Raw genomic sequence first — 23021 nt, 5'->3', positions numbered from 1 at the left:
GGCGAGCCGCCCGCCGGGCCGCCGGGAGCGCGGCCGGCCAGGCGGCGGCGCAGGGCTTCCCGCAGGTCGTCGGGGAGTGCCTCGGCGCGCTCGCGCCGGGAGGGCTTCGAAGACGTCATGGTCGGGTCCTCACCGTTCGTCGTGGTCGGGGCCGCCGTGCGCGGCGTCTTCGAGTTGGCTGAGCACCTGTTCCTCCACCCGTTCCGCCAGGGCGGCGACGGTGCGGGAGACCAGGACGTCGCGCGGGGTGAGGTCCACCCCGAACAGGTCGTTGGCGCGGGAGGCGATGAGCAGGGCGCGCATCGAGTCGCCGCCGAGCAGGAAGTAGTCGTCCTCGGCGCCCACGGCCGTGCCGAGGGCGTCCTCCCACAGGGCCGCGAGCGCTTCCTCGGCGGGGGTTCGGGGTGCCACGTGCCCGGCCTGGACCGGTGCGTTCCGCGGGGCCGGGGCCGGGGCGGGCAGGGCGGCCCGGTCGGTCTTGCCGTTCTCCGTGACCGGGAAGCGGTCCAGGACGACGAACGCCGACGGCACCATGTGGCCGGGCAGCGAGCGGGCGGCCAGGGCGCGCAGTTCCGCGTCCGCCGGGGGTTCGGCGCCGGGGGCGGTGAGCAGGTGGGCGACCAGCCGGGGCAGGCCCGGTTCGTCCTGCCGTACGCTCACCACCGCGTCGAGCACGCCGGGGTGGCGGGTCAGGACGGTCTCGACCTCGCCGGCCTCGATGCGGTGGCCGCGCAGCTTCAGCTGGTGGTCGGTGCGGCCCAGGTAGCGCAGTTCGCCGTGGCCGTCCCGGCGCACCAGGTCGCCGGTGCGGTACATGCGGGTGCCGGGCGGCCCGTAGGGGTCGGCGGTGAAGCGGGCGGCGGTCAGTCCGGGGCGGCCGAGGTAGCCGCGGGCCAGGGCCGGTCCGCTGAGCCAGAGTTCGCCGGGGACGCCGTCGGGGACCGGGCGCAGCCGGGCGTCGAGGACATAGGCGCCGGTGGCGGGCAGCGGGCGGCCGATGGGAGGGGCGGTGCCGTCCGGGGTCAGGGGCGCGGACCAGGTGGCGACGACGGTGGCCTCGGTGGGTCCATAGGAGTTGACCATGCGGTGGTGCGGTGCCCAGCGGGCGACCAGGTCGGCGCCGCACGCGTCGGCGCCGACGATCAGCGTCTTCAGGCCGGGCAGGGTGCCGGGCGTGCCGGCGGGCAGGGTGGCGAGCGCGGCCGGCGGCAGCAGGGTGTGGGTGATGCCCTGGTCGCGCAGGACCCGGGCCAGTGGTTCGCCGAGCAGCGGACCGGGCTCGGGTACGACCAGCCGGGCGCCGTGCGGCAGGGACGCGCACAGCTCCAGCACGGAGGCGTCGAAGCTGGGTGTGGCGAAGGCCAGCACCCGGTCCCCCTCGGTCACCTGGTAGTGCGCGGCCTCGGCGGCGGCGAACCCGGCGATGCCGCGCTGGGTGACGACGACGCCCTTGGGGGTGCCGGTGGAGCCGGAGGTGTAGATGACGTAGGCCGGGTCGTCCAGGTCGAGCGGGCGCCCGCGGTCGGCGTCGGTGGGCCGGTGGGCCGGCGCGCCCTCGGCCGGGTCGGCGAGGAGCGCGGCGACCTCCTTGGCGTCCAGGGTGAGGGCGGGGGCCGCGTCGCGGAGCATGAGCGTGATCCGCTCGTCCGGGTAGGCGGGGTCCACGGGCAGGAAGGCGGCGCCCGTCTTGGCGACCGCGAGCTGGGCCAGCACCATGTCGAGCGAGCGGGGCAGCAGCAGGGCCACGAGGTGGCCGGGCCCGGCGCCGCGGGCGATGAGCTGGTGGGCGAGGCGGTTGGCGTACGCCTCGGTCTCGGCGAAGGTCAGCTGCCGGGCGGGGTCGGCGAGGGCGGGCGCCTCGGGCCACCGGTCCACGGCGGCCTCGATCAGGGCGGGCAGGGTGGCCGGGGACACGGGTGCCGGCTCCGGCCGGACCGGGCCGCGCAGCAGCCGGGCGCGGTCCTCGGGCGGCAGCGTGTCGAGGTCGTCCAGGCGGGTGGTGCCGTCGGTGGCGGCCAGCGCGCGCAGGGTGTGCAGCAACTGCCCGGCGAGGGAGCGCGCCGTCGCGGCGTCGAAGTGGCGCGGGTCGTAGCCGAGTTCGACGGCGAGCCGGTCGCCGGGCGAGACGACCACGGTGAGCGGGTAGTTGGTGGCCTCGCGGGCGTCCAGGTCGCGCAGGGTCAGTCCGTGGGCGCCGGCGGTGGCGTCCCCGACGGGATAGTTCTCGAACACCACCAGGCTGTCGAACATCGCGGTACCGGGCGGCAGTTGGGTGAGGCCGTGCAGCTCGTTCAGGGGCATGTGGTCGAACCGGCGGTCCTCGGCGCGCGCCTCTTGCAGGGCGCGCAGCCAGGGGGCGCAGCGTGCGATGCCGTCGGCGTGGACGCGGGCGGGCAGGGTGGTGATGAACAGGCCGGTGATGGTGTCGGCGCCGGGCAGGTCGGCGGGGCGGCCGGAGACGGTGGTGCCGAAGCAGACCTCCGGTGTGCCGCTCCAGCGGGCCAGCAGCAGCGCCCAGGCGCCCTGGACGAGGGTGTTGAGGGTCAGCCGGTGCCGGCGGGCGAACTCCTGGAGCGCCTCGGTCTGTTCGGTGCTCAGGCGTTCGGAGAGCCAGGTGCCCGAGCGGGCGGTGGTGTCCGGGGCGGGCCTGCGGTCGTAGGGCAGCGGGGTCGGGGCGGTCAGGCCGGCGAGGACGCCGCGCCAGTGGTCGCGGGCGTCGGCGGTGTCGCGGCGGGCGAGGTGGGCGGCGTAGTCGGAGAAGGGCCGGCGCTCGGGCAGTCGGGGCCGCTCCCCGCGGGCGAGCGCGGCGTGCGCGGTCAGTACGTCGCCGAGGACGTGGAAGACGCTCCAGCCGTCCAGCAGGACGTGGTGGAAGGTCCACACCACGCGTACCGCGTCCGGTCCGAGCCGGACCAGGGCGAGGCGCAGCAGCGGCGGCCGGTCCAGCGCGATGCCCAGGGCCCGTTCCGCGCCCAGGAGTTGTTCCAGTTCGGCCGGGTGCCGGTCCTCGGGCAGGGTGCTCCAGTCGTGCCGGGTGACCGGCGGGGTGACGTTCCGGTGGACGGTCTGGAGCGGTACGGGTGCGCCGTCCAGGACGACGGCGGTGCGCAGGACCGGGGTGCGGTCGACCACGTGCCGCCAGGCGGCGGCGAGCAGGTCCACGTCGCGGGCGCCGTCCACGACGAAGGTGATCTGCTCGACGTACAGGCCGTGTGCGGCCTCGTCCATGCCGTGTACGACCATGCCGGTCTGCGTGGGCGTGAGCGGGTAGACGTCCTGTACGTCCCGGCCGGTGCCGGCGATCCGGTCGACGGCGGCCTGGTCGAGCGGGGCCAGCGGGAAGTCGGACGGGGTGCGTCCGCCCGCGCCGGGCTCGGCGCAGTGCCGGATCAGGGCGCGCAGTTCACCGGTCAGCTCGGCGGCGAGCCGTTCGACGGTCTCGCGGCGGTGCAGGGCCGTGGAGTACGACCAGCCGAACTCCAGCCTGCCGTCCACTACTTGGCCGAGGACGTCGAGGAGGTGGGGCCGGTCGGCGGTGCGGTCCATGCCGCCGGTGAGGCCGCCGTGGGGGGCGTGCAGCAGGCCGCCGGACGCCGTCTGCCGGTCGGGCCGGCCGAGGTAGTTGAAGCTGATGCCGGGCAGGCCGGGCAGGTCCCGGCCGGCTGTCGGGTGGAGGTGGCGCAGGGCGCCGTACCCGACGCCGCCCCTCGGTACGGCCCGCAGGTTCTCCTTGACGGCCTTGAGCGCGGGGCCGGTGCCGGCGTCCCGTGCCATGTCCAGGGCGACCGGGTACAGGCTGGTGAACCAGCCGACGGTGCGGGAGAGGTCGACGTCGGCGAAGAGGTCCTCGCGGCCGTGGCCCTCCAGGGTGACCGCCACCCGGTCCCGGCTGGTCCAGCGGGCCAGCACCCGGCCGAGGGCGTACAGCAGCACGTCGTTGACGCGGGTGCGGTAGGCGTCCGGGACGTCCTGGAGAAGCCGCCGGGTGTCCTCGGCGTCGAGGCCCGCCGTGACCGTCGCCTCCTCGGCGGCGGTGTTCGCGCCTCCCGGATGGTCCACGGGCAGCGGCCCCGGGGCGTGCTGGGCGCGCCAGTGCGGGACCTCGTCGTCGAAGCCGCCGGCCGCCGTGTGGGCGGCGAGCCGCTGCGCCCAGGCGCGGAAGGACGTGGTCTTGGCGCCGAGGCCGGGGCGGTCGCCGGCCCGCAGGGCGCGGTAGGCGGTGTCGAGGTCCTCCAGGATCAGCCGCCAGGACACGGCGTCCACGACCAGGTGGTGGGCGGCGAGCACCAGCACCGGCCGCCCGCCCCTCTCGCCCGTTTCGCCTCTCCTGATCCTCTCGCCCGTCTGACCCGGATCGCCCGTCTGACCCGTCTCACCCGGATCGCCCGTCTCATCCGTCTCGCCCTGGCAGAGCGCGGCCCGCAGCAGCGGCCCGTTCGCCAGGTCGAAGCCGGCGGCCAGGCGCCGCGCGAGGCCGGGGTCGGGCGGCCCGTCGTGCACCTCCAGGTGCGGGGCCTCGCCGGGCACGGTGCCGTACTGCCGCCGGGTCCCGTCGGCCGCCGTCTCGAACCGCAGCCGCAGCGCGTCGTGCCGTTCGAGCACGGCGGCGAGGGCGCCCCTCAGCAGCGATTCGTCGGTGTTGTCGGCCAGTTGGCAGGCGACCGTCTGGCTGAAGTCGGACGGGTCGCCGCCGAGGGTGTCGAGCAGCCAGTGCTGCACCGGGGTGAGCGGGGTGTCGCCGATGACCGGGCCCTGCTCGGCCGTGACCGGGGAGGTGGGCAACTCCTGTGCCGCAGCCGCGAGTTCGGCGAGGGTCTGGTGGGTGAACAGGTGGCGCGGGCTGAGCGCGAGGCCGGCCCGGCGGGCGGCGGAGACGATCTGGATGCCGAGCACGGAGTCGCCGCCGAGGGTGAAGTAGTTGTCGTCGGCGCCGACTTCGGGCACGCCCAGCGCCTGGCACCAGATGGCGGCGAGGGTGCGTTCGGCCGGGGTGGCGGGCGGCCGGCCGGTGCCGGTGCCGGCGCTCCACTCGGGGTCGGGCAGGGCCCGCCGGTCGAGCTTGCCGGTGGCGCCGAGCGGAAGCCGGTCCAGCGGCACCACGATGGCGGGCACCAGGTGGTCGGGGAGGGTGTGGGAGAGGAACGCGCGCAGCTCCGCCGGGTCCGGGAGGCCGCCCGCGGCGGGCACCGCGTAGCCGATCAGGCGGCGGTGACCGTCGTGCTCGGCCACCCGGGCCGCCGCGGCGGACACGGCCGGGTGGCGGGCCAGCGCCGCTTCCACCTCGCCGAGTTCGATGCGGAAACCGCGCACCTTGACCTGGTCGTCGGTCCGGCCCAGGTAGACGATGTCGCCGTCGGCGGTCCAGCGGGCCCGGTCGCCGGTGCGGTACATGCGGCTGCCGGGCGGCCCGAACGGGTCGGGCAGGAAGCGGGACGCGGTCAGTCCGGGCCGGCGCAGATAGCCGCGGGCCACCCCGGTGCCGGCGAGGAACAGTTCGCCGGGCGCGCCGACGGGCACCGGGCGCATCCGCTCGTCCAGGACGTAGCCGCGGGCGCCGCCGACCGGCCGGCCGATCGGCGGGTCCCGGTCGGGGTCGGCGGGGTCGCAGGTGAAGGCGGTGGCGTAGACGGTGGCCTCGGTGGGGCCATAGATGTTGCGCACCTCGCAGCCGGGTACCGCCGCGCGGACCTGTCCCACGGTCCGGGCGGGCAGCCCCTCCCCCGCGAGGACCACGGTGTCGGCGCCGACCCGCACGGTGTCCTCGGCCAGCAGCCGGCCGAGGGCGGAGGGCACGGCGCTGAGCAGTCCGGCCCGCCACGGGCCCGGCCGCTCGGCCAGGGCGAGCAGGTCGCGGACGATCTCGACGCAGCCGCCGGACATCAGGGGCGAGAAGATCTCGAAGACCGACACGTCGAAGTTGAGCGAGGTGGACGCCACCACGTGGTCGAGCCCGCGGCCGGTGAACTCGGTTGCCGCCCAGTCGGTCAGCGCCAGCACCGAGCCGTGCGCGACGACGACGCCCTTGGGGCGGCCGGTCGAGCCGGAGGTGTGGATGACGTAGGCGGGGTGTCCGGGCAGCAGCGGGGCGTGCCGGTCGCCGTCGCCGACCGGGGCGGCGGAGGCGGCGGCGAGCCGCCGTGCGCAGCCGGGGTCGTCCATGACGAGCCGGGTGTACGGGCCGTCCGGGAGCCGGCCGGCCGTCGCGGTGGCCGTGACGACCGCGAGGGGCCGTACGTCCTCGAAGAGGAACGCGATGCGCTCGGCGGGGTGGCCGGGGTCGACCGGCAGGTAGGCGGCGCCGCTCTTGAGGACGGCGAGGAGGGCCACGACGAGGTCGGCGGTGCGGGGCAGGGCGAGGGCGACGTACCGTTCGGGGCCGGCGCCCGCGTCGACGAGCAGCCGGGCCAGCCGGTTGGCGCGCTCGTCCAGTTCGCGGTAGGTGAGCAGGTCGGCGCCGTGCCGGACGGCGGGCGCGGCCGGAGTCAGGGCGGCCTGGCGGGCGAACGCCTCGGGCAGGGTGTCCTGGGGCGCGGTGACGTGGGAGCCGCCGAACCGGTCGAGCAGTTCGCGGCCCCGGGCGGGGTCGGTGAGCGGCAGGCCGGCCAGGGTGGTGCCGGGGTCGCCGGCCATCGCGGTGAGCAGGGTGCGCAGGCTCTCCCCGAGCCCTTCGACCGTGGACGCGTCGAAGGCGGCCGGGTCGTAGTCGAGGCTCACGTCGAGGGTGTCGCCGGGGGCGACGACCACGCTGAGCGGGTAGTTGGTGGGCTCCAGGTCCCGTTCGGTCTCCATGGCCAGGCCGTGCCGGGCCAGCGCGCCCTCGTCGAAGGGGTAGTTCTCGAACACGACGATGGAGTCGAACAGGTTGGTGCCGCCGGGCACCTCGCTCCAGGTGCCCAGTTGGGCCAGCGAGACGAAGTCGTGGCGCCGGGCCTCGGACTGCGCGGCCTGGAGGTCGCGCAGCCAGTCCAGCAGCGGGCGGTGTCCGTCGATCCGGGCCCGGGTGGGCAGGGTGTTGATGAACAGGCCCACCATCGTGGTGACGCCCGGCAGTTCGGCGGGCCGGCCGGACACGGTGGTGCCGAACACGACGTCGTCTCCGCCGCCGTAGCGGGACAGCAGCAGTGCCCAGGCGCCCTGGAGGACGGTGTTGACCGTGAGGCCGGCCCGCCGCGCGGTCTCCCGCAGCCGCGCCGACACCTCCGCGCCGAGCGTCATCCGTACGGTGCCGGAGGAGGAGCTGTGGTGGGCGCCGGTGGCGCGGCGGTCGCGGGGCAGTTCGGTCGGGGCGCGGAATCCGGCGAGGGTGGCGCGCCAGTACCGTTCGGCCTGGGCGGTGTCCTGCCCGGCCAGCCAGCCCAGGTAGTCGGCGAAGGGCCGGCGCGCGGGCACCTGGGCGGGGCGTCCGCCGGTGAGGGCCGCGTAGCGCTCGCACACCTCGTCGAAGACCTGGGCGGCGCTCCAGCCGTCCAGCAGGATGTGGTGGAACGTCCACACCATGCGGACGCGGTCGGGGGCGAGCCGGATCAGGGTGAGCCGCATCAGCGGTGCCGTGCCGAGATCGATGCCCGTCTCCCGGTCCGCCTCGACGAGCCGGTCGAGGTCGGCCGCGCACCGGTCGGCGGGCCTGCCGGTCCAGTCGTGGTGGGCGACGGGCACGGTGGCCCGGGGCCGGATCACCTGGACGGGTTCGGTGCTCTCCTGCCAGGCGGGGTGGGAGCGCAGCACCGGGTTGGCGTCGACGGTCCTCTGCCAGGCCTCGGCGAGGGCGTACGGGTCGGTGACGCCGGTCAGCACCAACTGCACCTGGTTGACATAGGCGCGCCCGTCGGGGTCCAGCAGGCTGTGGAACAGCATGCCGGACTGCATCGGGGTCAGCGGCAGGAGGTCTTCGACGGCCCGGCCGTCGCCGGCCAGCGTGTCGACGGCCGTCTGGTCCAGGCGGGCGAGCGGGAAGTCGGAGGGGGTACGGCCGCCCGCGCCGGGGCCGGCGCAGTGGGCGAGGATCTCCTCCAGGGCGCGCAGCATGCCCTCGGCGAGGCCGGTGACGGTGCTCTCGTGGTGCCGGGCGCCGCTGTAGTGCCAGCCGATCTCCAGGCGGCCGTCCTCGACGCGGGCCACCACGTCCAGCAGGTGGGCGCGTTCGGTCTCGGGCGCGTCGGCGCCGCCGAGGCCGCCGGGGACCGCGCGGACCAGGGTGGCGTCGTCGGTGGACCAGTCGAACCGACCGAGGTAGTTGAAGCTGATGCCGGGTGCCGGCGCGGTCGCCGGCCGGTTGCCGGGGGCGAGGTGGCGCAGCGCGCCGTGGCCGACGCCGCGTTCGGGTACGGCCCGCAGTTGCTCCTTGACCGCCTTCAGGGCGCCGCCCCAGTCGCCGGCGGGGACGTTCAGGGCGACCGGGAACAGCGTGGTGAACCAGCCGACCGTGCGGGACAGGTCGACGTCCTCGAACAACTGGTCCTCGCGGCCGTGCCCTTCCAGGTCCACGGCGACGGTGGCCCGCCCGGTCCAGTCGGCCAGGACCCGGCCCAGCGCCGTGAGCAGGACGTCGTCGACGCGCGTGCGGTAGACGGCCGGGACCCGGCGCAGCAGTTCGTCGGTGCGCCGCCGGTCGAGCCGTACGGTGACCTCGCGGACGTCCGCCATGGTGTTGCCGCCGTCGGCGTCCTGGGGCAGCGGCTCGGCGCAGTGCGCGGCGGTACGGGCCCAGTGGGCGAGCTGGCCGGTGAAGCCGCCCGCGCGGGTGTGGGCGGCGAGGCGGCGGGCCCACTCGCGCACGGAGGTGGTGCGGCCGGGCAGCCGTACCGGCTCCGCGGCGAGGGTCTGCCGGTAGGCGGTCTCCAGGTCCTCCAGCAGGATCCGCCAGGAGACGCCGTCGACCACCAGGTGGTGGACGACGAGCAGCAGGCGGGCGGGCCCGGTGCCGCCGGTGAACAGGCGGGCGGTGAGCAGCGGCCCGGTGTCCAGGCGGAACGACTCGTGCGCCGCGGCCGTGGCGTCGGCCAGCGCCCGCCGGGCCGCCTCGGGATCGAGACCGTCGAGGGGGCACACGGTCAGCAGGTCGGGGGCGGGAGCGTCGGCGGCGGTGACCTCCTGGCGCCAGTTCCCGTCCCGCGTGGTGGTGAACCGGGAGCGCAGGGCGTCGTGGTGGCTCCACAGGGCGGCGAGGGCGCGGCGCAGGGCGTCCGGGTCGGCGTCGGGCGCGGTCTCCACGAGGACGGACTGGTCGAAGACCTCCGGCCTGCGCGGCCCGGGGCCGAGGAACCAGTGCTGGATCGGGGTCAGGGGCACCTCGCCCTGGACCGGTCCGGTGCCGGCGACGGCCGCGGCGGTGCCGGTGGCGGCGGCGAGCCGGGCCACCGTGGGGTGCCGGAACAGGTCGCGCGGGGTGAGGGCGAGGCCGGCGGCGCGGGCGCGGGAGACGACCTGGATGCTGAGGATCGAGTCGCCGCCCAGCAGGAAGAAGCTGTCGTCGACGCCGACCTGTGCGACGCCCAGCAGGTCGGCCCAGATCCCGGCGAGAATCCGCTCGGTGTCGTTGCCGGGGGCGCGGTAGGCGCTGTCGCCGGCCGCCGACCAGTCGGGCTCGGGCAGCCGCCGCCGGTCCACCTTGCCGTTGGCGGTCAGCGGCAGCCGGGGCAGCGGGACGAACGCGGCGGGCAGCATGTAGTCGGGCAGGCCGGCGGCGAGGTGGGCGCGCAGTTCGGCCGCGGCGGGCACGGCGGCGCCCTCGGCGGGGACGAGGTGGGCGGCCAGCCGCTTGCGTCCGTCGGCGGTGTACGGCGAGACGACGGCCTCGGCGACGGCGGGGTGCTCGGTGAGCCGGGCCTCGATCTCGGCGGGTTCGACCCGGAAGCCGCGGATCTTGATCTGGTCGTCGGCGCGGCCCACGAAGTGCAGTTCGCCGTCCGCGCTCCAGCGCACGATGTCGCCGGTGCGGTACATGCGCGTTCCGGGCTCTCCGAACGGGTCGGCGAGATAGCGGGCCGCGGTGGCTCCGGGCCGGCCCGCGTAGCCGCGCGCGAGGCCGGCGCCGGCGAGGTACAGCTCGCCGGGGATGCCGGGCGGCTGGGGCTGGAGGGCGCCGTCCAGGACGTAGGCGCGGGTGTTGTCCAGCGGGCGGCCGATGGGCAGGACGGCGGGCAGCGGGTCGCCGGCGCGGAAGGGTCGGCGGGTGGCGAAGGTGGTGGTCTCGGTGGGGCCGTAGCCGTCGACGACGGTGAGGCCGGGGCAGGCGTCCAGGACCCGGCGGACGACGGCACCGGGGACGGCCTCGCCGCCGGTCCACACCTCGCGGGCGCCGCGCAGGCAGGCCGGGTCCTCCTGGGCGAGCAGCCGGAAGAGGCCGGCCGTCAGCCACAGGTGGGTGACGCCCCGTTTCGTGAGCGCGTGCCGGACGGCGGCGGCGTCCAGGCCGGCGGGCGGGGCCAGGACGGCGGTGCCGCCGCGCAGCAGGGGGACCCAGACCTCGTAGGTGGCGGCGTCGAAGGCGTGCGGGGAGTGCACGAGCACCCGTTCGTGCCCGGCGAAGGCCCGGTCCAGCGCGAGGGCGGCGACGTCCCGCTGGCGGACCGCGACGCCCTTGGGGGTGCCGGTGGAGCCGGAGGTGAACATCAGGTACTGCACGTGGTCGGGGTGCACGGCGCCGGTGCCGGGCGTGCCGGCGCCCCGCGGCGTGGTGCCCTCGTCGACGCGCCGGACCCCGTCGCCCGGGAGCAGGTCCTGGGCGGTCTCCTGCCAGGCGGCGTCGGTGAGCAGCAGGGTGGCGCCGGCCTCGGAGAGCATGCGGCGCAGCCGCTCGTGGGGGGCCCTGCCGTCCAGCGGGACGTAGACCCCGCCGGTGCGCACCAGGGCCAGTTGGGCGAGGACGAGGTCCACGGAGCGGTCCATCAGCACGCCGACGGCACGCTCGGCGCGTACTCCGAGAGCCGTGAGGCGTTCCGCGAACTGCGTTGCCCGCGCGTCGAGTTCGCGGTAGGTGAGGCGCTCGTCGCCGGCGTCCAGGGCGATCGCGTCGGGGGTGCGGCGTACCTGGGCGGCGAAGAGTTCGGCGACCGTGGCCTCGGGGAGGTCGGCGGCCGTGTCGTTCCAGGTGCGCAGGACCTGTGTGCGGCGCTCCGCCGTGAGCAACGGGAGCCGGGCGGGCGCCTGTTCGGGGCCGTCGGCCATCCCGGTGAGCAGGACGGTCAGGTACTCGGCGAGCCGGTGCGCGGTGGCCGCGTCGAACAGCTCGGGGTCGTAGCCGAGGCGCAGCGCCAGTTCGGTGCCCGGGTAGGCGACCAGGCTCAGCGGGTAGTTGGTGGTCTCGATGCCGTCCAGGTCGCGCAGGGCGAGGCCGTGGGCGGCGGCGAGGGCGTCGTCCACCGGGTAGTTCTCGAAGACGACGATGCTGTCGAACAGGGCGGCCCGTTCCGGGAGTTCGGTGAACGTCCGCAGGTGGCCGAGTGCCAGGTGGTCGTGGCGGCGGTCCTCGCTCTGGTCGTGCTGGAGCGAGCGCAGCCAGTCCCGGAGGGTGCCGTCGGCGGGGACGGTGACCCGGGTGGGCAGGGTGGTGATGAACAGGCCGGTGATGGACTCGGCGCCGGCCAGCTCCGCCGGCCTGCCGGACACGGTGGTGCCGAACACCACTTCGGCACGGCGGGACTGACGGCTCATCAGTATGGCCCAGGCGCCCTGCACGAGGGTGTTGAGGGTCAGGCCCGAGGTGCGTGCCAGCTCCTCCAGCGCGCGGGTCGACGCCTCGGGCACGGTGACCCGGACGGCCGCGGTGGACTCGGCGCGGTGGGTCTCGCGGGGTTCGCGGTCGTAGGGCAGGGGCGTGGTCTCGTCGAGCCCGGCGAGCCGCTGCCGCCAGTGCGTTTCGGCCTCGTCGCGGTCGCGCTCGCGCAGCCAGGCCACGTAGTCCCGCCAGGGCCGGCGGTCGGGTACGGCCGGTGCGCCGGGCCGTCCGGTGAGGACGCTGTGCCGGGCGAAGACGTCCGACAGCACCTGGAAGAGGCTCCAGCCGTCGAGCAGCAGATGGTGGAAGGACCACACCACGCGGACGGCGGTGTCGGAGACCCGGGCGAGCAGCAGGCGCTGGAGCGGGCCGCCGGCCAGGTCGATGCCGGCCGCGCGGTCCTCGCGCAGCAGGGTGTCCAGGCGCTCGCGGGTCTCCTCGGCGCTCAGGCCGCGCCAGTCCAGCGCGGTCACCGGCAGCGCGGTGGCGTGTCCGACGACGAGCAGGGGTTCGGGCACGTCCTGCCAGACCACCCGGCCGCGCAGCACGGCCGTCGCCTCGGTGACCTGCTGCCAGGCCGCGGCGAGCAGGTCGGGGCGGTCGACGCCGTCCAGGACGAAGGTGAGCTGCTGGAAGTAGACGCCGCGGTCGTCCCGGGAGAGCCCGTGGAAGAGCATGCCGGCCTGCGTCGGCGTCAGCGGCAGTACGTCCTCGACCGTGCCCGGGGTGTCCCCCACGACGCGGTCGACGGCACTCTGGTCGAGCGGGGCCAGCGGGAAGTCCGAGGGGGTGCGGCCGGCCGCGTCGGGCCGGGCGGCGTACCGGGCGAGGTCGGCCAGGGCGGCGGCGTAGCCGTGGGCGAGGGCGCGGACGGTGGACTCGTGGTGCACCTGGCCGGAGTAGAACCAGGTGAACTCCAGCGCGTCGGCGTCGAGCCGGCCGACGACCTCCAGGGCGTGCGGGCGCTCGGCGGCCGGGGCGGCGTCCAGTTCCAGCGGCCGGAAGGTGCCCCGGTACAGGCCGGTCCCGTCGTCGTCCAGGCTCATCCGGCCCAGGTAGTTGAAGCTGATGTGGGCCGCCGGGGCGTGCGGGTCGCCGTCCCGGGGGGCCAGGTGGCGGAGCGCGTCGTGGCCGATGCCGTGCCGGGGTACGGCCCGCAGTTGCTCCTTGACCTGCTTGAGCACGGTGTCCCAGGGGGCCCGCTCCGGGACGGCGAGGGTGACGGGGTGGCGGGTGGTGAACCAGCCGACGGTGCGGCCGAGGTCGAGGTCGGCGAAGAGTTCCTCGCGCCCGTGGCCCTCGACGTCGACGACGACCCGGTCCCGCCCGCTCCAGGCGCACAGGGCGCGGCCGAGCGCGCCGAGCAGGACGTCGTTGGCGCGGGTGCGGTAGGTGTCGGGCAGGACGCGCAGCAGGACGGCGGTGTCCTCGGCGCTCAGGCGTACGGTGACGGCGCGGGCGGAGGTGTAGGTGTCGGGGCCCGGCAGGTCGACGGGCAGGGTGGTGCCGTCCGGCGGGACCGCCTGGGCCCAGTAGGCGCGTTCGTCGTCGAAGCCGCCGGCGGCGGTGTGCGCGGTGAGCCTGCGGGCCCACTGGCGGACCGGCGAGGTCTTGGCGGGCAGGGCCGTCGTCCCGTCCGTGCCGTCGCGGCGGGCGCGGTAGGCGCGGTCCAGGTCCTCCAGCAGCACCCGCCAGGACACGCCGTCCACGACCAGGTGGTGCACGGCCAGGTGCAGGACGGGGGCGCGGCCGGTGCCCCGGTCGTGCAGCACGGCCCGCAGCAGCGGCCCGCGTGCGAGGTCGAAGGGGCCGAAGTGGGGGGTGTCGGTGTCCGGGCCGGTGTGCCGGGCGAGGGTGATCCGGTCGCCCGGCTCGGCGATGTGCCAGGCGGGCGCGGTGCCGTGGCCGGTGTCGAAGCGGGAGCGCAGGGCGTCGTGGTGGGCTACGAGGTCGTTCAGCGCGTGTTCGAGGGCTGCCGGGTCGAGGTCGTCGGGCAGCAGCACCGACAGGGCCTGCGCGAAGTGGGCGGCCCGGTCGGCGCCGGTCTCGAACAGCCAGTGCTGGATGGGGGTCAGCGGTGCGGGGCCGGTCGGGTCCACCGGGGCCTCGCCGGGGGGCCGCGGGCCCGCGGCGGCGTCGGCGCGGCGGGCGAGGGCGGCGACGGTCTGGTGCCGGTAGACGTCGCGGGAGGTGACGGCCAGGCCTTCCTGCCGGGCGCGTGCCACCACCTGGATGCTGAGGATCGAGTCGCCGCCGAGTTCGAAGAAGTTGTCGTCGACGCCGACCTGTTCGACGTGCAGCACCTCGGCCCAGACGGCGGCCAGCAGCCGCTCGGTGGGGGTGCGCGGGGCGACGTGGTGCGCGGCGCGGGCGGCGGGGCCGGGCTGGGGCAGCCGGGCCCGGTCGAGCTTGCCGTTGGGGTTCAGCGGCAGTTCGTCCAGCGGCAGCACGGTCGCGGGCACCATGTAGTCGGGCAGGGTCCTGCCGAGTGCCCGGCGCGCGGACTCGGGGTCCACCCGCTGTCCGGTCTCGGGGACGACGTAGCCGGTCAGCCGCCGGTTGCCGTCGGTCTCGGTGACGGTGACCGCCGCCTCGGCGACCCCGGGGCAGCGGCGCAACGCCTCCTCCACCTCGCCGAGTTCGATGCGGAAGCCGCGCACCTTGACCTGCTGGTCGGTGCGGCCGACGTACTCCAGCTCGCCGTCCGCGCTCCACCGCACCAGGTCCCCGGTGCGGTACATGCGGGAGCCGGGCGCGCCGAAGGGGTCGGCGACGAACCGCTGGGCGGTGAGACCGGGGCGGCCGAGGTAGCCGCGGGCCAGTCCCCCGCCGCCGAGATACAACTCGCCGGTCACGCCCGGCGGCTGAGGGCGCAGGCGGCTGTCCAGGACGTAGCCGCGGGTGCGGGCCACGGGCCGGCCGATCGGCGGTGCCTGGTCCGGCAGCCGGTCCCCGGCGAACCAGGCGGTGGCGTAGACGGTGGCTTCGGTGGGGCCGTAGATGTTGGCGATGGCGCAGGAGGGCAGGGCCGCCCGCAGGTCGTGCACGGTCCGCGCGGACAGTGCCTCGCCGGCCAGCACGACCGTGTCCGCCGCCACCGGTGCCGTACCGCCGGCGAACAGCCGGGACACCACGGACGGCACGCCGCTGACCAGCCCGGACCGGCGCTCCCCCGGGTCGTTGAGGGCGGTCGCGTCGGCGACCACCTCCACGCTGCCGCCGGCCAGCAGGGGGCACAGCAGCTCGAACACCGAGACGTCGAAGTTGAGGGAGGTGGAGGCGATCACCGGGGCCGGGCCGCGCGCGGCGAACCGTTCGGCCGCCCAGGCGGCCAGCGCGGCGACCGTGCGGTGGGTGACCACGACGCCTTTGGGGCGGCCGGTCGAGCCCGAGGTGTAGATGACGTACGCCGGGTGGTCGGGCAGCAGCGGGCGGAGCCGGTCGGCGTCGGTCACCTCCTCCGCCGCCGCGGACCGCGCTGCGGCGGCGGCGGCGGTGGCGTCGTCGGGGCCTCCGATGATCAGCGGGTCGCAGTCGGCGGGCAGCGCGGCGGCGGTCTCGGGGGTGGCCACGACGAGGGCGGGGCGGGCGTCGGAGAGCATGAGGCGGATGCGCTCGGCCGGGTAGCCCGGGTCGACGGGCAGATAGCCGGCGCCGGACTTCAGCACCGCCCACAGCACGACCGGCAGTTCGGCGGTGCGCGGCAGGCAGAGCGCCACCAGTGTCTCCGGTGCGGCGCCCCGGGATATCAGCCGCCGGGCCAGGCGGTTGGCGCGGCGGTCGGCCTCGGCGTAGTCCAGCCGGTCGGTGCCGTGGGTGACGGCGATACGGTCGGGGGTGCGGGCCACCTGGGCGCGGAACAGCTCGGGCAGCGTGACGTCGTCCGCGTCCGGGCCGGGGACCGGCGGGTTCCAGGAGTCCACGAGGGTGCGCTGCTCGTCCTCGGAGAGCATGGGCAGCTCGGCCAGGCTCCGGCCCGGGCCGTCGGCCATCGCCTCCAGCAGCCGGTGCACATGGCGGGCCATCCGGGCCACGGTCCGCGTCTCGAACAGGCCGGTGTTGAACTCGGCGGTCAGCACACAGCCGCCGTCCGCGTCCGGGGTGAACTCCAGCACCAGGTCGAAGCGGGCGGCGGGGCGGGGCAGCGGGTGGTCGTCGAAGCGCAGGCCGCCCGCCCGGGGTGCCGGTGCGGTCGCGGTCTGCTGCACGACGAGCGCCTGCACCAGCGGGGTGCGGCTCGGGTCCCGGGGCGGGGCCAGCTCCTCGACCACCCGGTCGAAGGGCACCGCGTCGTGGGCGAAGGCGTCCAGCAGCGTGGTGCGCAGGTCGGCCACGAACCGGTCCACGCTGGCCCGTTCGTCCACCTCGGTGCGGAGCACCACGGTGTTGGCGAAGAAGCCGACCACGTCCTCAAGGTCGCGGCGGTCGCGCCCGTTGGTGATGGTGCCGAACGCGACGTCCCGCTGTCCCGAGTAGCGGGCGAACAGCAGCGCGCACGCCCCGGCCAGCACGGTGAACACGGTCGTGCCCCGGCCGTTGGCCAGGGTGCGCAGCCGGGCCATGAGGGCGGGCGGCAGATGGTGGCGGTGCCCGGCGCCGGCGGTGGTGCGCACGGCGGGCCGGGGCCGGTCGGTGGGCAGTTCGAGCTGCTGGACGCCGTCCAGGTGGGTGCGCCAGTAGCGCAGGTGTTCCGCGTCCGCCGCCGAGCCGCGCTGTCGCTGCTCCCAGACCGCGAAGTCCGGGTACTGGACGGCCGGTTCGGCGAGGGCGTCCGGCTCGCCGGTGGTCTCGGCGTGGTACAGCGCGGCCAGTTCCCGGGTGAGGATGCCCACGGACCAGCCGTCGGTGACGATGTGGTGCTGGGCGAGCAGCAGCAGGTGGTCGGTGTCGGCGAGGCGGACCAGCAGGGCGCGGGTGAGGGGGCCGGCCGTCAAGTCGTGCGGGCGGCCCAGTTCCTCGGTGAGCAGCCGTTCGGCGGCCTGGTCGCGGCGGGCGGCGGGCACGTCGGTGAGGTCGGCGGTGCGCAGCGGCAGGTCGGGTGCGGGGGCGATGTGCTGGGCGCCCTGTCCGTCGACGGTGCGGAAGGTGGTGCGCAGCGCGTCGTGCCGGGCGGCGAGGCGGTGCAGGGCGCGGCGCAGGGCGCCCGGGTCCAGGGTGCCGCGCAGCCGCAGGGTGAGGCCGGTGTTGTACTCGGCGCCGCCGGCGGTGAGGTCGTCGAGGAACCAGAGCCGGCGCTGAGCGCTGGACAGCGGCAGGGTGCCGGTGCGCGGGGCGGCCGGGATGGGTTCGGCGGGCGCGGCGGCGCAGGGGTCGCCGAGCAGCGGGACGAGGGCGGCGACGGTGCGGGCGGTGAAGACGTCCCGCACGGTGAGCCGCACGCCCAGGTCGTCGCGGATCCGGGACAGGAGGCGCGCGGCGAGGACGGAGTCGCCGCCCAGGTCGAGGAAGTCGTCGGTGACACCGACCTCGTCGGTGCCGAGGACATCCGCCCAGATCGCGGCGAGGGCTTCCTCGCGCGGGGTGCGGGGGGCCAACCGGTCGGCGCGCGGGGCCTGTTCGGGGGCGGTCAGGGCGGCGTGGTCGGTCTTGTTCTGCGCGGTGAGCGGCATGCGGTCGAGGACGAGCACGGCGGACGGCACCAGGTGGGCGGGCAGCACGGCGGCGAGGGCGGCGCGCAGGGACGCCGGGTCGGGGCGCGTGCCGAGGTCGGCGGGGGTGGCGTAGCCCACCAGGCGGGGGCGGCCCGGCTCGTCCTCACGGACCACGACGGCGGCCTCGCCGACGCGGGGGTCCCGGCGCAGGGCGGCCTCGATCTCGCCCGGCTCGACGCGGAATCCGCGGATCTTCACCTGCCGGTCGAGCCGTCCGAGGTAGTCGAGTTCGCCGTCCGGGCGCAGCCGCACCCGGTCGCCGGTGCGGTACAGCCGGGTGCCGGGCGGACCGAAGGGGTCGGCGACGAAGCGGGCGGCGGTCAGGCCGGGCCGGCGCAGGTAGCCGCGGGCCACGGCGTCGCCGCCGATGTACAGCTCGCCGTCCGCGCCGGGCGGCACGGGCCGCATCGCGGGGTCGAGGACGTGGACGCGGGTGTGCGGCAGGGCCGTACCGATCGTCGGGGTGCCCTGGCCGGCGACGAGCGGTCCGGTCCAGGTGGCGACGATGGTGGCCTCGGTCGGGCCATAGGAGTTGATCATGCGCCGGCCGGGTGCCCAGCGGTCCACGAGAGCCGCCGGGCAGGCCTCGGCGCCCACGATCAGGGTGCGTAACCGGTGTCCGGTGCCGTGGGCGGGGTCCGGCAGGGTGGCCAGCGCGGCCGGCGGGATCAGGGTGTGGGTGATGTGGTGCTCGTCCAGGACCGCGGCGAGTTCGTCGCCGAGCCAGGGGCCGTCCGGCGGGACCACGAGGGTGGCGCCGGTCAGGACGGACACGAACAGCTCCAGCACGGAGGCGTCGAAGCTGGGCGAGGAGAACTGGAGCACCCGGTCGCCCGGGCCGACCGCGTACCGCTCGGCCGCGGCGGCGGTGAAGGCGCCGATGCCCCGGTGGGTGACCGTCACGCCCTTCGGGGTGCCGGTCGACCCCGAGGTGTAGATCACGTAGGCGGCCCGGTCGGGAGAGCCACTCGCCCGCGCTACGCCGGCGGAACCGGGGCCGTCCGCGCGCGCCGTGCCGCCCGCTCTCCCGGCCAAACCAGAGCCGTCCCCGCCCGCTCCCCCGGCGGTACCGGAGCCGTTCCCGCGCGCCGTGCCGCCCGCTCCCCCGGCGGAACCGGAGCCGTCCCCGCCCGCTCCCCCGGCGGAACCAGAGCCGTCACCGCGCGTGGCGTCCTGTCCGGCGGGCGGGCCGTCCCCGTGCTCCAGCAGGGCGGCCACCGTCTCCGGGTCGTCGAGCGTCACCGCCGGCGCGGCGTCGGTGAGCATCAGCCTCCGCCGCTCGGCGGGATAGGCAGGGTCCACCGGCAGGAAGGCGGCACCCGACCGGGCGACGGCCAGCTCGGCCGCGATCAGCTCCATGGAACGCGGCAGCACCAGCGCCACCACCCGGTCCGGACCGGCCCCCGCGCGCACCAGATGACCGGCCAACCGGTCGGCCCGGTCGGCGAGTTCACGGTAGGTCCAGGTGCGCCGCCCGTCGGTCAGGGCGGGCGCGTGCGGGGCCTGGGCCACCCGGGCCGCGAAGAGGTCCTCCAGCGCCGGGTACGAGGGTGCCGGAGCGGCGGGCGCCGGGGCCGCGGTGTCCGCCGGCCGTGCCGTGTCGCCGCGCTGGGGTCGCGGGGCCGCCGGTACGGGCGTGTCGTACGGGTCCGTCATGGGTCCAGATCCTTTGGCGAAGGGGGAGGCGGCGCGGGTGGCCGGAGGGGAAAGGGCGGGGACGCGCCCGCCCGGCGAAAGGCCGCGAGGGGAGGGAACTCGGCGCGGGGACAGGGGCGGGCGGCGGTTCCCGGCGCCGGCCCGCGGCTCTGGCGCACGGGGAGGAGCACACGTGACACCTACCGGCCGGCGGGGCCGTCCGGGCGGCCCCGGCGCTGTCACGGGCGCCCGGCGGCGGCCCGGTACCGCCGTCCGCCCGGACCGGACGACCACAGACGACCTCGGACGACTACAGACCACCGCGACCAACCACGGACAACCGCGAACGGCCTCGGACCACTGCGGACGGCCTCGGACCGCCCGGCCGCCGGTACGGCCGCGCGCGCTCAGCCGTCGTCGGTGCGGCGCGCCGTACGTCCGGAGACCTGGACGCGGTCGACCCGGCCGGTGACGGGGTCCCGGTGGAACCGGCCGCCGGGTTCGGGGCGGCCGGTGACGGGATCGAGCAGGTCGTACGACAGGTCCGGGTAGCAGACCAGCGGCAGGGCCAGGTCGCCGTCGACGGACAGGGCCGGCGAGCCGTCGGGCCCGGCGCTGACGCGGTAGGCGGTGCCGCCGTTGCGGTAGGTGCCCAGGCAGTCGGGCAGGGCGGCCGGGCGGCCCCGGCCGGCGGCGGGGAGGGGTGCGGCGGGCACCTGTATGCCGGCTATGCGCTCCAGTTCCCCGGTGAGGTCGCGCCACAGGGCGGTGGCTCCACCGGCGTTGCCCGTGAAGGCCACGACCACGCCGCTCTCGGGTTCGGCCCGCAGATGGCAGGAGGTGCCCTGGGCGTTGCCGTCGTGGCCGCACCACACGCGCTCGCCCCGCCGGTACAGGGCGACGCCCAGGCCCCAGCCGTCGGCCAGGGTGCCGGGCCGGGCGCCGTTCTCGCCGCGCCGCATCTCCTTGGCGACGGCGGGCGGCAGCACCCCGGAGCGGCCGGTCAGGGCACGGCCGAACGCGGCCAGGTCGGCGGCGCCGGCCAGCAGCGCGCCGGCGGGGGCCTCCAGCGGGGCCAGGTTCTGCCGTACGGGGCGCACCTCGCCGGTGGCGGTGTTGACGGCGTGTCCGGCGGCCCTCGGGCGGGTGACGGTGGTGTCGCCGATGAACGCGGGCACCGTGCCCAGCGGGTCGAGGAGCAGGGCGCGGACGGCTTCGTGCCAGGGCATGCCGGTGATCGCCTCGACCAGCCGGCCGGCCGCGACGTAGCCGGCGTTGGAGTAGGAGAAGTCGGTGCCGGGCGGGAACAGCGCCTGGTCGGCGGTGCACAGCGAGGCCAGATAGCGGCCGCCGCGGGTCGCCGAGGCGGTGTCGGAGTCGGGCCCGGTGGGCAGCCCGCCGGTGTGGCTGAGCAGGTGACGGACGGTCACCTCGGGTAAGCCGCGCAGTTCGGGGAGGTGGCCGGCGACGGGTTCGTCCAGGTCGAGGTCGCCGTCGTCGGAGAGGAGGAGCACCAGGGCGGCGGTGTAGGGCTTGGTGAGCGAGCCGAGGGGTACGGCGGTGTCCGGCGTGAGCGGTGTGCCGGTGCCGGCGTCGGCGGTCCCGGTGTGCAGGGAGAGGAGCTGTGTGCCGGTGTCGAGGACCAGTTGGGCGCCGGGCACCCGGTGGGCGGCGGCGAGGGCGTCGAGCCGGCTCTGCAACGCGTGGCGGAGCGGGGCCGGGGTGCGGGTGGCGGGGCGAGCGGGGACGGTGTACGGCATGAGAAAGGTGCTCCCGTGATGTGGGCTTCCCGTGTGCGGGCGGGTGTCCGCGGCCGTGGCGAGCGGTGCCGGGCCGATGGGGTGCGCGAAGGTGCCGCGCGGCGGGACCGGGAGGTGTCGTCGGGACCGGTCCGGGGCCGGGGCGCCTGGCGCGGCGTCTTCTAGGGCCTGCCGACCTCGACGGGCAGGTGGCGTACGCCGATGATGACGGCCGGGTTCTGCGTGACGATGTCGTCGTACGACGGGATCGCCAGGAAGCGGAATCGTTCATGCAGCAGGCGCAGGGCGATCCGCGCCTCCAGCCGGGCCAGGGGGGCGCCGAAACAGAAGTGGATGCCGTGCCCGAAGGTCAGATGCGGGTTGGGCCGGCGGGCCGCGTCGAACGTGTCGGGCCGCTCGAACCGCGCGGGGTCGCGGTTGGCGGCGCCCAGGTGGGCCATCAGCAGTGCTCCGGCGGGGAGTTCGTGGCCCGCGAGGGTCACCGGCCGGGTGACCCGGCGTCCCAGTTCGGGGAAGGGGGGCAGGCTGCGCAGGACTTCCTCGACGGCCGGGGGGATCCGGTCCGGGTCCTCGCGCAGCGCGGCGTCCGTGCCGGGGTGCCGGTCGAAGGTGACGACGGCGTTGCCGAGCAGGGCGGTGGTGGTGATGTGTCCGGCCACCAGCAGCAGCGCCACGAAGCCGACCATCTCCTGGTCCGTGAGCCGGACCCCGTCCACTTCGGCGGCGATGAGTCTGCTGGTCAGGTCGTCGCCGGGAGCGGCCCGGCGGCCCCGTATGTGCTCCAGCATGTAGCCGTTCATCTCCCGGACGGTGGGCGCGATGGCTTCCAGCGCCCGCTCCAGGTCGGCCATGTCCGGCGCCTCGCCGAGCTGGTCGCCGCCGAACAGGACGCTCGCCCACTCCTGGAAGGTGCGGTGTTCCTCGGCGGGGATGCCGAGGAGTTCGGCGATGACGATGATGGGCAGCGGGTAGGCCAGGGTGTCCACCAGGTCGAAGCGGTCCTGGTCGGCCACGGAGTCCAGCAGGCGGGCGCAGACGGCCTCGACGCGCGGTTCGAGTCCCTGGACGACGCGGGGGGTGAAGGCCTGGCTGACCAGGGCACGGAGCTTGCGGTGCTCCGGCGGGTCCATGCCGACGAAGTTGCCCCGGGTGAAGGTCTCGAAGTCCTCCTGGGTGGGGGCGAGGGAGGAGAGGTCCGAGGAGTAGGTCGCCGGGTCGGCGAGCACGGCGGAGACCGGCTCGTGGTCCACGACCTGCCAGACGCCCGCCCGGTCGTCGTGCCGCACCGGGCCGTCCGCGCGCAGGTCGCCCCAGCGCCCGGGTAACTCGTCCAGCAGGAAGGGCCGGCTCGTTCTGTCGTCGATGAACACCATGACTCCTCGGCTAACGGCACGCGGACACGGTCGGCCGGCGCGACGGGCAAAGCGGGTTGGCTGGTGCGGGGTGGGCGACGTGGGGCGCCGTCCGTCCGGGGGCGGCTCGCCTCGGGACAGGCGTCGGCTTCGGGCGCGGGTGGCCCCGCTCACCGTGTGCGGCTCGGTCGCCGTCAGCCGCGAGAAGGCGTTCGGGCCCGCTTCGTCAACACAATGCGTGTGACGCGCAATGGCGTTCCGGTGGCCCCGGCACGTGCTCATTGCGACAGGCCGATGCATAACCTGGCACGGTAATCCCCCTTGGCGACGCTTTCGCGGCGGCCTTCCGACGCCTCACGGATCAGCAGGACCCGGGACCGAAGGGCGTCGAGGCCGGAATAAGCGCCTCTGGTCATAGCCCCGAAGTCGGAGTGACGCCGACTTCGATTGCCTGCGTTCCCCCGAGAACCCCGCATCAGTGTTCACATTCGGTCACCAGAAATCAACCCCTCGAAGTCGAGCCGGAGGAACCTTGACGGTGCGTTTGCGTCATGGGCGGGCGGCGCCGGGGCCACCTGTCCACGCGCCCGCGATCACCGCCGAGTCGCCGGGGCGCGAGTGCCCCCCTCTCCTGCGGGGAAACGGAGGGGCCGGCGGACGGGTGGCCACCGCACACATCTCGGCCACTCTTCCTCTCCGTCGACGGCGGGCTGTTGACGTCGTGTCGGGGCCCTGGCCTGACCGATCCCCGCGGGGAGGTGACGGAAATGCGTTCTCCACGAAAGGCCGAGAACGTCCGGTGGTGAAATACGCGTGGCCCGAAACACCACCCCTGGGGCCCAGTTCGCGCCGTACCAGGGCCGACATCATTTACCGGCCGAGCAGCGCACGCCTTTCGGCCATGTGT

At 75.9% G+C, this 23021-nt stretch carries 3 protein-coding genes; all 3 read right to left on the bottom strand.

Annotation, left to right across the window (positions count from 1 at the left end; genetic code table 11):
- Positions 1-129: 129 nt before the first annotated feature.
- The 3 genes from AB0912_RS21760 to AB0912_RS21750 all read right to left on the bottom strand — a co-directional run bounded on the left by AB0912_RS21760 (position 130) and on the right by AB0912_RS21750 (position 22135).
- Positions 130-19023, bottom strand: coding sequence for a non-ribosomal peptide synthase/polyketide synthase (locus AB0912_RS21760; protein WP_366702145.1), 18894 nt, complete (start codon positions 19021-19023; stop codon positions 130-132).
- Positions 19024-19409: 386 nt separating this feature from the next.
- Positions 19410-20762: a serine hydrolase domain-containing protein gene (locus AB0912_RS21755; protein ID WP_366702143.1), complete on the bottom strand. Its 1353-nt coding sequence runs from the start codon at positions 20760-20762 to the stop codon at positions 19410-19412.
- A 161-nt stretch (positions 20763-20923) separates the two neighbouring features.
- Positions 20924-22135 carry a cytochrome P450 gene (locus tag AB0912_RS21750; protein WP_366702141.1) on the bottom strand — a complete coding sequence of 404 codons (1212 nt, stop codon included), beginning with the start codon at positions 22133-22135 and terminating at the stop codon, positions 20924-20926.
- Positions 22136-23021: the final 886 nt, after the last annotated feature.

Source organism: Streptomyces sp. NPDC007084 (genome assembly GCF_040703595.1).
Lineage (GTDB): Bacteria > Actinomycetota > Actinomycetes > Streptomycetales > Streptomycetaceae > Streptomyces.
The sequence above is the reverse complement of the archived record's forward strand: the minus strand, read 5'-3'. Positions and strand labels throughout refer to the sequence as shown.